The sequence below is a fragment of the Brachyspira pilosicoli genome (assembly GCF_036997485.1).
Taxonomy (GTDB): domain Bacteria; phylum Spirochaetota; class Brachyspiria; order Brachyspirales; family Brachyspiraceae; genus Brachyspira; species Brachyspira pilosicoli_C.
The window spans coordinates 1-16,564 of record NZ_JAWLPU010000002.1; the positions used below are offsets into that span (position 1 = coordinate 1).

Consider the following 16,564-nt stretch of genomic DNA (forward strand, 5'->3'; position numbering starts at 1 on the left):
TGATGATTACACCAGAGATCAGCATGCATTTATGCATTTTGATTTAAGCAAACTTCATATATTTGATAAAAATACTGAAAAAAATATTTTAGCAGAATAATAAAAAAATTAAATAATTTTTAAATAAATGAAATTCATGCTATTATTATAAAGTTATTATTTTATTTAAATATATTTGTTGTCTTTTATAGTATGTAAATTTTAGAATATAAATATGGCTATTTTATATTAATAATATATTTATACATATTTATATATTATGTGTAAATATATTATTTTTTTTGATTTACATTTAAAATTATCTAAATATAGCTAAATATTTATATTGGTATTTTTTATATTATTTTACTATATCTCTATGATTTAGAGGCTTTGTGTTTATTTATTGAATATTGTATTTATGTAGTATAAATATGATATTCTTTTTATATTATATAATGTTTAAAATTATTATATCGTTTCTTCTAATTTTTTTATGTTCTTAATCTCTCTTTTTATGAATAAAATAGTAACTATTAAAGCCATTGCATCTGCTATTGGACCAGCATACATTATACCGTCTATACCAAATATTTTAGGGAGTATTATTATAAGAGGAAGCAAAAAAATTATCTGTCTTGTCATAGCAATAAATGCTCCTTTAAATGCTTTCCCTATAGAAGTGAAAAAAGACCCTGTAACAGGCTGAACTCCATTAACTACCATAAATAGCATATATATCCTCATATATTCTTCAGCAAAAGAAAAATATAATTCGCTTCCATCTCCAAACATAGAAACTATTTGTCTTGGGAATAATTGAAAAAGCAAAGATGCTGTTATAGCCATTATAGTTGTTATAAATACGCTTAACTTGTATGTATCTATTACCCTTTTATAATTTCTTGCCCCATAATTAAATCCAACTATAGGCTGAGAACCTTGCCCTGTACCTATTATAAAGGCCATAACAATCATATTTATCTTTGCTATAATCCCAGATACAGCAAGAGGAATATTACCTCCATATATAGATTGGTTACCATAATAGCTTAATACATTATTCATTGTAATTTGAACAGCCATCATAGCTAACTGATTGAAGCCTCCGGATAAACCTAAAGTAAAAATTTTAATAACATTACTGATATTTAGAATAAAGCTTTTTTTGTTAAGTGTAACATTTTTCATTTTAAATATATATTTAAAAGTTAAAACAAATGATATAAACTGTCCTATTATAGTAGCTAAAGCAGCCCCTGATATTCCCATTTTTAAATAAAATATAAATATAGGGTCCAATATAGTGTTAGCAATAGCTCCGCTTAATACTGATATCATTGAATATCTTGGACTTCCGTCTGCTCTTATTATATGACTCATCATGCTTGAAAATATAAAAGGCAAAAAACCAGTGGAAGTTATTGAACTATATTTTATAGCATAGTTTAATACATCTTCTGTAGAACCAAACATATACATTATTTTTTCTACAAACATCTTCACTATTATAGTTAATATAATACTGAAAATGAATGCTAAAGATATTGTATTTCCTATAATATTTGATGCTTTTTCTTTTTCGCCCCTTCCAAGCAGTAAACTATAAGAAGAAGCTCCGCCAAGTCCTAAAAATAAAGATATTGACACACATATTGTTGTTAGAGGGAATGCAACATTTGTAGCAGCATTACCTTTTATGCCCACTCCCTGACCTATAAACATTTGATCTACTATATTATATAATGCTCCAACTAACATTGATATTATACTTGGAGTGGCAAATTTCAAAAGAAGTTTATATACTTTCTCATAATATAATGGGTTAGAATTAACGTTATTGTGCATATAATATCCAAACAATTAAATATTTTTTATTTATTGCATTTATTATATTATATTTTTTAATTATTTAAATAATTAATTTTTATATAAATTTATTTCAATACTATTGACAAAAATGTTATAAATGGTAAAATACTATATATAGTAATTAATAAAGGGGCTAAAAATGATAAAAAGTGAAAATGGTTTTTTCGGTAAGTTTGGCGGAAGATTTGTAGATGAGAAACTTGAAAATAAATTAATAGAATTAGAAGATGCTTTTAATTTTTATATAAAAGATAAAGATTTTTTAAATGAATTAGAAGAACTTAGAAGCGATTTTTTGGGAAGACCTACGCCATTAATGTATGCCAAAAATATATCTGAAAGTATAGGAGGAGCTAAGATATATGTAAAATTAGAAGGATTTGCTCATACTGGTGCACATAAAATTAATAATTCAATAGGGCAGGCATTATTAGCAAAGAGAATGGGAAAGAAAAAAATAATAGCAGAAACAGGAGCAGGTCAGCATGGTATTGCTACAGCGGCAGCTTGTGCTAAGTTGGGATTGGAATGCTCTATATATATGGGGGATATAGATGTACGCAGGCAGCAGCCTAATGTGGCATCTATGGAATTATATGGGGCTAATGTTGTATCTGTTAAAAGAGGCTCTAGAGGATTAAAAGATGCAGTTGATGCGGCTTTAGAAGAATGGATAAAAGATTTAGATGATACGCATTATTTACTTGGAAGTGCTGTGGGACCTAGCCCTTATCCGGATATAGTGAGAACTTTTCAATCTATAATAGGAAGAGAATTAGAGAAACAGATAGAAGAAAAGAAGTTAAAAGTAAAATCTATGTTTGCATGTGTTGGAGGCGGTTCTAATGCAATAGGTTTTTTTGAGCCATTTATAGAAAAAGCTAATATAGAATTGGTAGCAGTTGAGGCTGGAGGAATAGGTACAAATATTGGAGAGAATGCTGTAAGAATGAATAATGAATATGCCAAAGACCATGTTGCTCAGGGGTATAAAAGTAAGTTTATATTAAAAGAAAATGGTGAGATATCTGATACTATGTCTATATCGGCTGGACTTGATTATCCGGGGATTGGGCCGCAATTAGCATATTTGGGAGATATTGGAAGGATTAAATTTTTAAGTGCTACAGATATGGAGGCTATTAATGCAGTTAGAGAATTTGCTAAGCATGAGGGGGTTATATTTGCTTTAGAGAGTGCTCATGCGGGGGCTAAGGCTATAGAATATGCCAAAAAATGCTCAAAAGATGATGTTATAATAGTTAATATGTCTGGAAGAGGGGATAAAGATATTTTTATAACTTCTCCTATATTTAGAGCTAATAGATGGAAAGAGTTTTTACAAGATGAGTTAAACAGATTAGAAAATAATATTGATATACATAATTTTAAATAAAAATATTTTTATAACTTTTATATATGTTAAAATATAATATATAATAATAAACTTCCAAATTTATTTTTTTAATATATACTGGTTTTAAAATAGGTTTTATTGTCATTATGGTGTATAAAAAAAGTAATAACATAGATGTAAAAAAAATTAATAAAAATATAATATATAAATATATATTAGAAAATAAAAAAGTATCTAAAAATAATATTTCAATATCATTAAATATTAGTATGCCTACTGTTTGGCAAAATTTAAAGGAATTATTGGATTGTAATTTGATACAAGAAGTTGGGGAATTTGAATCAAGCGGAGGACGAAAGGCTAAGGCTATTTCAATTGTAGAAAATGCTAAATTTGCCATAGGAGTTGATATAACAAAAAACCATGTAAGTATAGTTTTAGTTAATTTAGTTGGAGATGTAGTAAAAAACATAAGATTAAAAAAAACATTTAGCTATACTAAAGGATATTTTTTATGGTTCGAGAAATCTATCAAAGATTTTATTCTTGGTATTGATATGAATTCAATTTTGGGAGTTGGTATATCAATACCCGCAATTATAGATAAATCTGGAAGTTATATAACTTCATCTCATGTATTAAAACTTAAAGATGTACCATGCAATAGTTTTAGTGAATATATACCTTTTAATTGCATATTTATGAATGATGCTAATGCTGCTGGATTTGCTGAATCCAAGTATATAGAAAATAATGCTATTTACTTATCATTAAGTAATAGTGTTGGCGGGGCTATAATATTATCAAAGAAGCTGTATACTGGTGATAATGTAAGGGCTGGAGAGTTTGGTCATGCTGCGATTATTCCTGATGGGGAAAAGTGTTATTGCGGCAAAAGAGGATGTTTAGATTGCTATTGTAAGGCTAGTTTATTATCTGATTTAACTAATGGTAAATTAAATATTTTTTTTGATAAGTTAAATAAGGGCGATAAGAAAATTATAGAGGTTTGGGATAAGTATTTATATTATTTATCAATAGCGGTTAATAATTTGAGAATGAATTTTGATTGTGATGTAGTTATAGGCGGATATGTTGGAGCTTATTTTTTAGATTATCTTAATGATTTTAAAGATAAAGTTTCAAAGTTAAATACTTTTGAAAATAATGCCAATTATATAAGAGTTTGTAAACATCATTTTGAGGGGGCGGCTTTAGGGGCGGCTTTAGTGCATATTGACTCGTTTATAAAATCTGTTTAATGAATATATATTCTAATAAAAATATTTTTGTGTTTTTTACTTGACAATGTAATTTTTTATGGGTATACTTAATTTGTTAGATACTTTAATAAAATTATTTAATAAAAGTATTTAATAAATATTATATCATGGAGTATGAGATTATGAATGGTAAAATGAAAGTTGCAATAATGACTAATTTAAGAAAAATAGAATTTACAGATAGAGATATACCAAAACCAAAGGGTGATGAGGTGTTAGTTAAATTGGAATATGTAGGAGTATGCGGTTCTGATTTGCATTATTACGAACATGGGGCTATTGGTAATTTTATTGTAGAATATCCATTTGTTTTGGGGCATGAATGCAGCGGAACTGTTGTAGAAATAGGGGATAAGGTTAAGCATTTAAAAGTTGGCGATAAAGTAGCTTTAGAGCCTGGCAAAACTTGCGGTGAGTGTGAGTTTTGTAAAACAGGAAGGTATAATTTATGTCCTGATGTAATATTTTTTGCTACGCCTCCTGTTGATGGGGTATTTCAAGAATATGTTGCTCACCCTGAAAGTTTATCTTTCAAACTTCCTGATAATATATCAACAATGGAAGGAGCTTTGATAGAACCTTTAGCAGTTGGAATGCATGCTGCAAGGCAGGGAGATGCTAAAATAGGAGATGTGGCATTTGTAACGGGGGCTGGATGTATAGGGTTGTGCTCTATGTTAGCTTTAAAGGCTTGCGGGGTATCTAAGGTTTATGTTATAGATGTAATAAAAAAACGTTTGGATAAAGCATTAGAATTGGGAGCTAACGGTATTATTGATGCTTCTAAAGAAAATGTTGTAGAAAAAGTATTAGAATTGACAGACGGTAAAGGAAGTAATATTACTATAGAAACTGCCGGCAGTGAAATTACAACAAATCAGGCTATTGAGTTTGCAAAGAAGGGGTCTACTATAGTTTTAGTTGGATATAGCAAAACTGGAAAAATTAATATGAATGTTGGTATGTCTTTAGATAAAGAATTAACATTTAAAACTGTATTTAGATATAGACATATTTTCCCATTATGCATAGATGCTATAGAAAGCGGAGCTATTGATATAAAAAATATAGTTACTAATAGTTATAATTTTAATGATTTACAAAAAGCTTTAGATGATAGTGTAGAAGATAAAGCGAGTATTGTAAAAACTGTTATAAAAATTAAATAAAGAAAGTTTAAAATTTATAAAATACAATTTTTGTTATTAGAATTTTATATTAATTATAAAGTGAATATAAATTTTTAATCGGTTTTCTTTTTAGTGTTTTATTAATTAATAGTTTCTTTAAAAAGCTACTAATTATAAAAGCTGTTTCTTTTTTATATTGACTTTTTAATATTTATATTATAAAATTAGTAAAAATTTTTATAAAGAAAACAATTTATTATAAATATTATTTAAGAAGGAGAATATTATATGTCATCTATTAAACCATTAGCAGATAGAGTTCTTTTACAAGTTTTAGAACAAGAAGAAAAAACTTCAAGCGGAATATTGCTTCCAGATACAGCTAAAGAAAAAACTCAAAAAGCAAAAGTAATTGAAATAGGTTCTAGTAAAGATATACAAGTAAAAAAAGGTGATATAGTTATATACGACAAATATTCCGGTATACAAATAAAAGAAGATAATAAAGAATATTTAATAGTAAAAAACGAAGAAATCGTTGCTATTATTAAATAATAATAAATTAATGGCTAAAACAAATTATAAGAACACTTAAGTTTTATAAACTTAGTGTTCTTTTTTGATTAATTATTTGGGTAGATTAGCAGTATGTTTAAATATTTGTGTTTAGTTTTTATTATATTTCAAATTTCAATATTTGCCGAGGAAACAACAAATAAGGTCCCTGAATATAATTTTATATATGAAAAAGAAATTTCTTTTGATTTGGAAGAAACTAATAATATAAATGAAATATCAATTATGATAGAAAGAAGAGGACTGCCATTAGTTAATAGACTTGTTAGATTTATCTCTACAGACCCTGAAATATTTAATTTTGAAACAGAAATAATAAACACAAACAATGGTTTTGAAGAAGCAGAAACAACATACACAAATATTTTTGTAGTGCCTACAGATGAAAATGGTATAGCAAGTGCAAATGTTAATTTGAATAAAGCAGGAAAAGCTGTTGTAATTATGCATATATTATATGTTGGTTCTACTGGAAATACAAATATATCTTATGAAGAGTTTGCTAATGTCAATGTAAAAAATACTCCATCTATACCCTCAATCATTTTTAACAATCAAGATGAAAACTTAAATGCCAAAACTTCAATATTTTTAGAATTAACACTATATCCAGCACTTTTTCTAATATCAATAGCATTAATATTTATTAGCTATTTTAGACATATATATTATGAATACAGAGCTTCAAAATCAAAGATAATAATGTATTCATTTTTTGGATTTAGTACAGTTCAAAAGAAATTTGTATATCTAATTATAGTTATTTTTATAGAATTAATTTTAATAGGAGTTTCTCTTATTATCAGCAGCTACGTTCTTCCTATAACATTCTTATCATTTTTTATAGCTGGATTTATTGTAAAAAACAAAAAATTATATTCTATAGGATTTTTTATATTAGCTTCTATATCTATGATAGACTTGTATCTCAAAGTATTTTTAAATTATTTTGCGATAGAATCTATAATTCAATCATCATTTATGACAAATCCATTCTTAGTATTTTTCATATTTCTTCTTCTAACAGCATTATCTGGAGGAATATATATACCTTCTTCAATATTAATATTATATAAAACAGTATTTAATTTAGGAAATACTGGTTTAATAATTGCTTTAATAGGAATATTTATCTCTTCTTTACTCTATATTATAAAAGTAAAAAAAGATATACCTTTCCTCTATGAATTAGATTTATTAAAGATTAGGGACAATTACTAATAATATAAATTACGAAATTTTATAAATATTTTTTTATCAAATACGATACTGTTATATAATAACTAAATTTCTAAAAAATAAATTTAATATTTTTAATTAAGGATTATTAATGATAAAAGTTGATAATGTAGTAAAATACTATGGAGAACATTTAGCTCTAAAGGGTGTTTCATATACTATAAATAAAGGTGAAATAGTTGGATTTTTAGGACCTAATGGTGCTGGAAAGTCTACTATGATGCGTATTATTACAGGGTATCTTCCTGCTACAAGCGGATATGTTTATTTAGATGATTATGAGGTTTATGATAATCCTATAGAATTAAAAAAAAGAATAGGATATATGCCTGAAAATGTTTCATTATACACAGAGATGACTGTAATAGATTATCTTAAATTTTGTGCTAAGCTAAAAGGAGTTCCAAGCAAAAAAGTTAAATCTGCTGTAGAAAATACAATAGAAATTACAGGCTTAACAAAATACAGAGACAGAATAATAGGACATTTATCTAAAGGATATAGACAAAGAACAGGTATAGCGCAGGCAATAATACATGACCCTGAAGTTTTGATACTTGATGAACCTACAAGCGGACTTGACCCTAATCAATTAATAGAAGTAAGAGCTTTAATAAAAAGTTTAGGAGGAAGCAGGACTGTTATACTTTCTACACATATATTAAGCGAAGTGGAAGACACTTGCGAGAGGGCTTTAATTATAGATAGCGGAGAGCTTATTGCTGAGGATACAATAGAAGGCTTAAAAATGGCTATGGACAGAGAGATACTTGGAGGAAACATTGAACTTAAAGTGGCTGACAGACAGAATGATGCTCTTTTATGTGTGAGAGAGATTAATGGCGTTGTACAGGCTGAAACTGATAATTTTGGCACTATTATTATAGAATGCGAAAGAGGAAATGATTCACGTGCTGAAATAGTAAAACATTTGGTTAATAATAATTTTGATGTGTTAGAGATAAAGCCTAAAGAGAGAAGTTTGGAAGAGGTATTTATTTACTTTACAGATAAAAAGAAAAATCAGGATTTTGATAAGAGTAAATATATAAAAGATGAAGGTATAAAAACTGATATTTCAGAAGAAGAATAATATTAAAAAAGAGATAAAAGAGGTAAAAAATGAGAAACATATATGTTGTATTTGCAAGGGAGATTCAATCTTTTTATGTGTCTCCTTTATATTATATATTAGGATTTATTTATTTAGCTTTAACAGGATATTTTTTCACTATAGAAGTTTATTATAGTAGATTGGCAGTAATGGAAAACACTATGTATAACATTGGTTTTTTTACAATATTATTTTTATCAATTTTATGCATGAAATTAATAGCTGAAGAGAGAGCATCTGGTACATTTGAACTTATTATGACATCTCCCATCACTTCACTTCAATATGTAATTGGTAAATATTTGTCTGTATTGGTTGTTTATGCTTCGCTTTTAATTATGACTTTTGTTTATCCTATACTTTTAATGGTATTCGGAAAGCCAGATATGGGTGTAATATTCAGCGGATATTTGGGATTATTTTTACTTGGTACTGCTATACTTGGATTAGGACTTATTGCAACAAGCATATCAAAAAGTCAATTAGTAGCTGCTATTTTGGGTGTATCAATGGGTGTATTTGCCTACATTATAAATTGGCTTAGCGAGATGTTTACTGGTGCAAGTAAATTATTAAATGCTATTTCTATAACTACATATTTTTCTGATTTTACTAAGGGATTAATAGATATACAAAACGTGATATTCTTTCTTATTTGGGCTATTGCTTGTATATCAATATCTACTATGCTTGTAGAGTCATATAAATGGCAATAAAAAAGGCTTGAATATATGTCTGAAATAGTTGAATATGTCAAAAATAATGATTTTGATAATGTAAAAAAATTGATAGAAGCTAATAATTCATTAGTTGATGCAAGAGATGAAGAGACAAGATTCACACTTCTAATGCTTTGTGCTAAAAAAGGATTTATTAATATAGCAAAACTTTTAGTAGAAGAGGGGGCTAATTTAAACTTAAGAAGCAAAACAGGTATAACTGCTTTAATGTTTGCCTGTGCTGAGAAACAAGCAGATGTTGCAAAATATTTAATAGATTCTGGTGCTGATGTTAACTTAAGAGATAAGCCATTATTTTCTGCTTTACTTTATGCTTCACTTACGAAAGAACATGATATTATAAAAGCATTAATAGAAGCAGGTGCCGATGTGAATGCTAAGAATTTCAAATTAGTAACTCCTTTAATGTTTGCTTCTGGTATAAACGATATAGAGACAATGAAACTTTTAATAGATGCTGGAGCTGATATAGAACATAAAAATAAAGACGGAGAGCGTGCATTAGAGTTTGCCATTCGAAAAGAGCAAAAAGAAGCAGCAGAATATTTAAAAACTATTTCTAAATAATTTTTAAATAGTATATTTAAACGATTTTTTAAATATACTATTTATTTTTCCTAATATTTACCGAGTTTCTTAAAAAGAATTAGAAAGACTGCTTCCAATAAAAATAAAAAAATAATTATATTTTATTAAATACTTCTAAATTATAAGCATCATTCCAAAATCTATATTCCCAAATAAAAGCAGTATCAAAAGCTTTAATCATTTTTTCTTTATTTATTTTAGAAGCTTTTAAATACATATTATCTATAATATTAATCATATTGTGAGTGGATTTAGAGAACTCTTCATCTGCATAGGTTTCTATCCATTTTTTGTATGGGTTATTTTTTGTGATGGCATTTTCTTTTATGTATTTGCCTATTTCATTGTATATCCAAAAGCATGGAAGTATAGCAGATGCTGCCACTTCTACTGATTCTGTATGTGATGTATTTATTAAAAAGCTCGTGTATCCTAAATTGGCAGTTGTTATTTTATTTGTATTTTTAAAATTAAATAACTCTCTAAAATATTTATGCACCACTTCCTCTTCAACTATATATGAATTAATAGAAGATTTTAAAAATGCAATTGCATTATTAGTATCATCTATTTTTGAAGATATTATTGCCAAAACTTTTGAATAATATTTTAAATAATGGGCATCTTGTTCTATATAATAAGCAAATTTATTTTTACCTAAAGAGCCGTCCATCAATTCTTTATTGAATGGCATATCTTTTATTTTTTGATAGTTTTTTATATTTTTATTCCATACTTTTTTAGAAAAATCCATTCTCAATTCCTTCGATTAATTTTATTAATTAATAATAATCTTCTATAAAATTAAAATGTGCAGCTATTTGAACACCTAAATCTATTGCCGCTAATTTTTGTACATCTGGAGCAACTCCTTTTACTTTAACATTAGGAAAATCATAATTAAAATAAAAACTCAAACTGCTGCTTGAATAATATTTATAGAATTTATAGCCAACTACAAATTTTATATATGGTATATATAAATCATCAAACCTATCTTTTAATCTGCTATAATTAAGAAGCTCTATTATATTATCGTATCTATAGTTTCCCCCCAAAGCTATTTTGACTCCGCCGCCAACTCCAAGCATGAAACCAGATATAGTAGATTCTAAATATCCGCCTACAAGTATGCTGTCAAATAAATTAGCATATTTTCTCTTAATGTTATAATCTATAAAACTAAAAGCATCTCTATGATATCCAAAATCAATACCAAGTGTTATAGCTGATGGAGTTCTTGAGCTTACTATGAAATTATAAGCTGTTTGTAGTATTATACCGCCTTCAAAATATGATTGACTTTGATAGTCATTTTTATTTAGAGTTCCGCCATTATTTTCTATTTTGTATTCAGGCAAACTTCCTGCTAATGTTATAACATATCCTAAACTAAAAAAACCAGGTGCTGCAAATAAATTGCTCATTGAAAATAAAAATAATAAAATTATAGTTTTTTTCATAAATTAATCCTAAATATTTATTATATTAATAATATATAGCTATTAATTTTTTAAGTCAATTAATTAGTATATATATTAACAATATTTTCCGATATTGTAATAGATATTTTTATACTTTGGGAGAATTTTATATGCCTGTTTTAACAATAGATCATGAAGAATATCCTTCAGTAATTGTTATTGAATATAATAGTTTATACAAAAATGAGTTAATTAATTTTATAAAAAATATTAAGATAAAAGATAATAAAGAAGTTGTATACACTGATAATTTTTTCTATAAGATAATTAATAATAATAATCAAAATGTAGGGCTCTTAACAATAGACGGAAGAATAGAAGGTTATTATTACGTTGATAAAGATAACATGCTTAAATATATATATATAAGTTTTCCATATAGAAGGGGCGGATTTGGTAAGCTTCTTCTTTTACATGCTATAAAGCTTCACCCAGATATAACATTCGATAAAGGAACAAATCAGGGTTATAATAGGCTTATAAGTTCGCCATTATTTGAAGATGCACTTAAAGGCAATATATCTTCATTGGATGCTGCAAACAGTATGGAATCTTTTGATGATTCTGGTTCAAGCAAAGAAGGGGAGCTTACATTATTTTAAAAAAGATTATAATATTATTTTCTATAATTTTTATCTCTTGCAAACATAGTATGGTTTTTGTGCAGGAAGATTCTAAAAAAATTGAAAAGATAAAAGTATATAAACTTGTCAATATGTATAGTTATATGAACATTACTATAAGTATTGATAAGAATAAAATATACGGTCAGTCTTCTGTTAATGACTATTGGGCAGATTGCAAAATAGAAAATGATAAAATTTCGATATCCATGATAAATACCACAAGAAAAACTGCTGATGCCAAAAGGAGAAATGCAGAGGGTGAATATTTATCTATACTTCAAGCAGCTTATTCATTTAATATAACAGACAATATATTAACAATATATACAACATTTAGAGATGAGCCTTTAATATATGAAGAGATAAAATAAAGTTTATTTAAATATGATAAAAAATTAGCCTTGCATATATTATATACAAGGCTTTTTTAATGATAATAAAAATTTATATGAAGGATGAATCTGCAAATTATTTATTATTATATAACACTATAGACTCATAAGGTTTTAATTTTATAATGTTGTCAAATACTGCTGTATCATAATTTGAAATAAGACACTTTGAACTTTTTATGTTAAAATTAATACTGCTTAAATCTATAGTGTATTCATTAGCATAAAAATTATTTATTACTAAAAGTTTTTCAGCCTCGTATTCTCTTATAAAAGCAAATACATTTTTATCGTCTTTTAGTATAGGTATAGTTTTACCTTCTGAAATAACTTTATAATCTTTTCTTAGTTTTATTAATTTTTTATAATGATTAAATATAGAGTTTTCATCTTTAAGATTGTTCTCTACGTTTATCTCTTTATAATTATAAATAACCTCTATCCAAGGCTTAGCATTTGAAAAGCCCGCATTTTCTTTATCATTCCATTGCATAGGAGTTCTTGAATTATCTCTTGACCTTGCTTGAAGTATTTTATATATTTCTTTTTCTTCTATGCCATTATTTTTAAGTATATTGAAATAGTTTATTGACTCAACATCTTTATAACTATTAATATTGTCAAAATAAGCATTGGTCATGCCTATCTCTTCGCCTTGATAAATATAAGGAGTACCCCTCAAACAATGTATAACTGTAGCAAGCATTTTAGACGACTCTTTATGATATTTTTTGTCATCACCAAATCTTGACACTATTCTAGGCTGATCATGGTTGCACCAAAACAAAGCTGACCATGCATCATTGTTTTGCATTCCTTCTTGCCAAGTAAATAAAAGTTTTTTTAATTCTTGAAAATCAAAATCCATGAGCTGCCATTTATCATTATTTTTATAGTCAACTTTAAGATGATGAAAACTAAATACCATGCTAAGTTCATTTTCTTTTTCACCAGAATATTTAATGCAGTTATCTATACTTGTTGATGACATCTCTCCTACAGTGATTGCATTATCATATTTTCCAAATGTGTTTTTATTTAACTCTTTTAAATATTTATGTATATTTATTCCGTCAGTATAAAATCTCCTTCCGTCTCCTTGAAAATCATCTTCAAAAACTTCTGGTTTTGATATAAGGTTTATTACATCAAATCTAAATCCATAAACTCCTTTTTTTATCCAGAAATTAACTATATCAAAAATCTCTTTTCTTACCTCTTCATTATCCCAATTCAAATCAGCCTGACTCACATCAAATAAATGCAAATAATACTCATCAAATTTCTCTACATACTGCCAAGCATTGCCTCCAAATTTAGATACCCAATTTGTAGGAGGCTCTTTTTTACCGTTAACTATTCTGCCTTTTTTGAATATATAATAATTTTTGTATTTCTCCTCTCCATTCATACCCCTCTTAAACCATTCATGCTCTGTAGAAGTGTGATTGAATACCATATCAAACATTATATCTATATTTCTTTTTTTAGCTTCTTTTATGAGCTCTTCAACATCTTCCATAGTGCCATAAGAAGGATCAACATTATAATAATCAGCAACATCATATCCATTATCTTTTTGAGGAGAAACAAAGAAAGGAGTGCTCCAAATAATATCTATACCTAAATTTTGTAAATAGTCTAATTTTGATATTATTCCTTTTATATCTCCAAATCCATCATTATTGCTGTCCATAAAAGATTTTGGATATATTTGATAAACAACTTTATTTTTAAAATTCATAAACGATTCCTATTTAATTAGATTTATAATAAATTTTTGAGTTATACCTAAACAACTACATTTTATCAAAAATTATTTTCTTATTTTCATTATTTGTGGGGACTAGCCACCACAGGCTAAGCCCGCCTTCGGCGAAAGACTACATTTTTTACATAAAGTCATAGTATTATATTTAATACATATTCTTAAAATATTAAGCTGTAGTATATGCGTTTTCGCGAAGCGTGCCTGCGGCAGCAACTTTTTTGAGCGACAAAAAAGTTGATAATATATTTACAAAATATAAAAATTAACAAAATATAATTGTTTAGATTATAACGGCAGCTAAGTAACATAATATTTAACTGCCGTCATATCTTTTTTATTATTTTATCTCTATAATTTTTCCTTCTCCGTTTTTTATGATAATACTTTCTTTTAATAAATTAATCTTAGTGCCGTCTGTAAATACAACAGGAGATACTAAAGACTTTTCCTTACTTTTTATATACTCTAAATCAACTTTAGCTAACTTGTCTCCTTTTTTTACTTTATCTCCCACTTTTACAAAAGATTCAAAACCCTCTCCATTAAGTTCAACTGTATCCATACCTATATGAATAAGTATCTCTTTTCCGTCTGCGGTTTCTATGCCATAAGCATGTTTTGTAGGAAATGCTGCTATTATTTCTCCATCGCAAGGAGATATAACTAAACTGTCAGCTAATTCTATTGCAAAACCTTCTCCCATAGCACCGCTTGAAAAAGCTTCATCTGCTATATCTGATAATTTATAAACTTTTCCATTCATAGGAGAAACAAAATTATCATCATCTAAAGTTATTGTAATTGATGTATTAGTTTCTAAATTTTCTGCATTATCAACTAAATCTTCTGGTTTTAATTTTTTCTTTCCAACTATAAAAGTTAATACTAATGGTATAGCTATAGCAAAAACCATAGCAACAGCAAACATCAACATATGCTGAGGCTGTATTGAAAGTATTCCCGGTATACCGCCAATACCAATAGATGTAGCCATAACCTTAGAACCAACAGATATAATTGCCGCTATACAAGAACCTATTAAAGCACATATAAATGGGAAACAATATTTTAAATTTACACCGAATAATGCAGGTTCTGTAACTCCTAAATAACATGATATAAATGCAGGTATATTTATTTGTTTAGCTTTGTTATTTCTTTTCTGAAGTATAGACATAGCAACAACGGCAGAACCTTGTGCTATATTTGATAAAGCTATCATAGGCCATAACATTGTTCCTCCGAATTGACTCATAAGCTGTAAGTCAATAGCATTAGACATGTGATGAAGACCAGTTATAACTAAAGGGGCATAGAAGAATCCGAATACTCCAGCAAATAAAACTCCAAATTTTGATGTTAGTCCAGTGTATACAACATAAGAAACAGCTTCACCTATTTTCCAGCCTATAGGCCCAACTATTGCATGTGATATAATAACAGTTGGTATTAATGATGCAAATGGTATTACAACCATAGAAATATATTCAGGCACCACCTTTCTCCAAAACTTTTCTAAGTACACTAATATAAATCCTGCCATTATAGCTGGTATAACCTGTGCCTGATAACCAACCATAGGCATTTGAAATATTCCAAAATCATAAAACTTAGGATCAACACTTCCAACTAAATAAGCATTAACAAGCTGAGGAGAAACTAATGTTATACCTAAAACAATACCTAATATTTGAGTAGTACCCATTTTTCTAGTAATAGACCAAGTAATACCTACAGGAAGAAAATGGAAAATTGCTTCACCTATTAACCATAAAAAATCATTTGTTCCAGAGCAGAACTGAGATATTTGAGTTAAACTTTTTGTGCCTTCTTCAAAAAATTTTATATCTGATATTATACTTCTAAAACCTAATATAAAACCTCCGCATATAATAGCTGGAATAAGAGGTGAAAATATTTCTGCTATGTTAGACATTAAACGCTGCAAGAATGTTTGATTGCCTTTTGCAGATTCTTTTACAGCATCTTTGCTTACACCTTCTATGCCTGAAATTTTAACAAATTCATTATAATACTCTGAAACTTCATTGCCTATTATTACCTGAAATTGTCCTGATTGAGTGAAAGTGCCTTTAGTAGATTTTAAATTTTCTATTGCTTTAATATCTGCTTTTTTAGGGTCTATTAAAACAAAACGCATTCTTGTAACACAATGAGTTATTGCCTTAATATTTTCTTTTCCGCCTACATATTTTAGTAGAAGAGTGGCGTCTTCAGTGAATTTTCCCATGATATGCCTCCATAGCTTTATATATTTCTATTATCATCAACTTGTACGTACATATTAACATATACGTACAAGTTTGTCAATTATATAATTCATTTTTTTATAAATTTTTAGTATTGATAAATAATTATATAATATTATAATAATTTCATATTTACATGATAA

15 protein-coding genes are annotated in these 16,564 nt (G+C 27.4%); 10 read left to right on the forward strand and 5 right to left on the reverse strand.

From position 1 onward, the window contains the following. Positions 1 to 450 precede the first annotated feature (450 nt). A complete protein-coding gene (locus R4I97_RS05350; RefSeq protein WP_335784061.1) occupies positions 451 to 1,827 on the reverse strand; it encodes an MATE family efflux transporter in 1,377 nt (458 codons plus the stop codon). A gap of 163 nt (positions 1,828 to 1,990) precedes the next feature. On the opposite strand from R4I97_RS05350, the gene trpB reads away from it, so the two are divergent. The 8 genes from trpB to R4I97_RS05390 all read left to right on the forward strand — a co-directional run bounded on the left by trpB (position 1,991) and on the right by R4I97_RS05390 (position 9,857). Beyond that, entirely contained in the window at positions 1,991 to 3,247 is a 1,257-nt protein-coding gene (gene trpB, locus R4I97_RS05355; protein ID WP_335784062.1) for a tryptophan synthase subunit beta, read from the forward strand. Between the two features lie 107 nt (positions 3,248 to 3,354). Beyond that, positions 3,355 to 4,470: an ROK family transcriptional regulator gene (locus R4I97_RS05360; RefSeq protein ID WP_335784063.1), complete on the forward strand. Its 1,116-nt coding sequence runs from the start codon at positions 3,355 to 3,357 to the stop codon at positions 4,468 to 4,470. A gap of 143 nt (positions 4,471 to 4,613) precedes the next feature. Beyond that, positions 4,614 to 5,660 carry an NAD(P)-dependent alcohol dehydrogenase gene (locus R4I97_RS05365; RefSeq protein ID WP_335784064.1) on the forward strand — a complete coding sequence of 349 codons (1,047 nt, stop codon included), beginning with the start codon at positions 4,614 to 4,616 and terminating at the stop codon, positions 5,658 to 5,660. Between the two features lie 249 nt (positions 5,661 to 5,909). Next, on the forward strand, positions 5,910 to 6,176 hold the full coding sequence (locus R4I97_RS05370) for a co-chaperone GroES (RefSeq protein ID WP_295297086.1): 267 nt from the start codon (positions 5,910 to 5,912) through the stop codon (positions 6,174 to 6,176). A 93-nt stretch (positions 6,177 to 6,269) separates the two neighbouring features. Then, a complete protein-coding gene (locus tag R4I97_RS05375; RefSeq protein WP_335784065.1) occupies positions 6,270 to 7,418 on the forward strand; it encodes a hypothetical protein in 1,149 nt (382 codons plus the stop codon). Between the two features lie 109 nt (positions 7,419 to 7,527). After that, the gene (locus R4I97_RS05380; RefSeq protein WP_335784066.1) at positions 7,528 to 8,529 is read left to right on the forward strand and encodes an ABC transporter ATP-binding protein; all 1,002 of its coding nucleotides are present in this window, start codon (positions 7,528 to 7,530) and stop codon (positions 8,527 to 8,529) included. A 29-nt stretch (positions 8,530 to 8,558) separates the two neighbouring features. Then, the gene (locus R4I97_RS05385) at positions 8,559 to 9,266 is read left to right on the forward strand and encodes an ABC transporter permease (RefSeq protein WP_147731293.1); all 708 of its coding nucleotides are present in this window, start codon (positions 8,559 to 8,561) and stop codon (positions 9,264 to 9,266) included. A 15-nt stretch (positions 9,267 to 9,281) separates the two neighbouring features. Then, positions 9,282 to 9,857, forward strand: a complete 576-nt coding sequence (locus R4I97_RS05390) for an ankyrin repeat domain-containing protein (RefSeq protein WP_335784067.1) — start codon at positions 9,282 to 9,284, stop codon at positions 9,855 to 9,857. Positions 9,858 to 9,972: 115 nt separating this feature from the next. On the opposite strand, the gene R4I97_RS05395 is transcribed toward R4I97_RS05390, so the two are convergent. Together R4I97_RS05395 and R4I97_RS05400 are read right to left on the reverse strand one after the other, a co-directional pair. After that, positions 9,973 to 10,632 carry a TenA family protein gene (locus R4I97_RS05395; RefSeq protein ID WP_335784068.1) on the reverse strand — a complete coding sequence of 220 codons (660 nt, stop codon included), beginning with the start codon at positions 10,630 to 10,632 and terminating at the stop codon, positions 9,973 to 9,975. Between the two features lie 28 nt (positions 10,633 to 10,660). Next, positions 10,661 to 11,341 (reverse strand): hypothetical protein, encoded by a 681-nt coding sequence (locus R4I97_RS05400; RefSeq protein WP_335784069.1) that lies wholly within the window; start codon positions 11,339 to 11,341, stop codon positions 10,661 to 10,663. A 131-nt stretch (positions 11,342 to 11,472) separates the two neighbouring features. Here R4I97_RS05400 and R4I97_RS05405 point away from each other — a divergent pair, with 131 nt between their 5' ends. Both R4I97_RS05405 and R4I97_RS05410 read left to right on the forward strand, forming a co-directional pair. Further along, positions 11,473 to 11,964, forward strand: a complete 492-nt coding sequence (locus tag R4I97_RS05405) for a hypothetical protein (RefSeq protein WP_013243038.1) — start codon at positions 11,473 to 11,475, stop codon at positions 11,962 to 11,964. Positions 11,965 to 12,014: 50 nt separating this feature from the next. Then, positions 12,015 to 12,359, forward strand: coding sequence for an META domain-containing protein (locus tag R4I97_RS05410; RefSeq protein WP_335784070.1), 345 nt, complete (start codon positions 12,015 to 12,017; stop codon positions 12,357 to 12,359). A gap of 97 nt (positions 12,360 to 12,456) precedes the next feature. Here R4I97_RS05410 and treC read toward each other — a convergent pair whose 3' ends face one another. Continuing rightward, positions 12,457 to 14,124, reverse strand: a complete 1,668-nt coding sequence (gene treC, locus R4I97_RS05415) for an alpha,alpha-phosphotrehalase (protein WP_335784071.1) — start codon at positions 14,122 to 14,124, stop codon at positions 12,457 to 12,459. 364 nt (positions 14,125 to 14,488) lie between these two features. Next, positions 14,489 to 16,402: a PTS system trehalose-specific EIIBC component gene (treP, locus tag R4I97_RS05420; RefSeq protein ID WP_335784072.1), complete on the reverse strand. Its 1,914-nt coding sequence runs from the start codon at positions 16,400 to 16,402 to the stop codon at positions 14,489 to 14,491. Between the last annotated feature and the right edge of the window lie 162 nt (positions 16,403 to 16,564).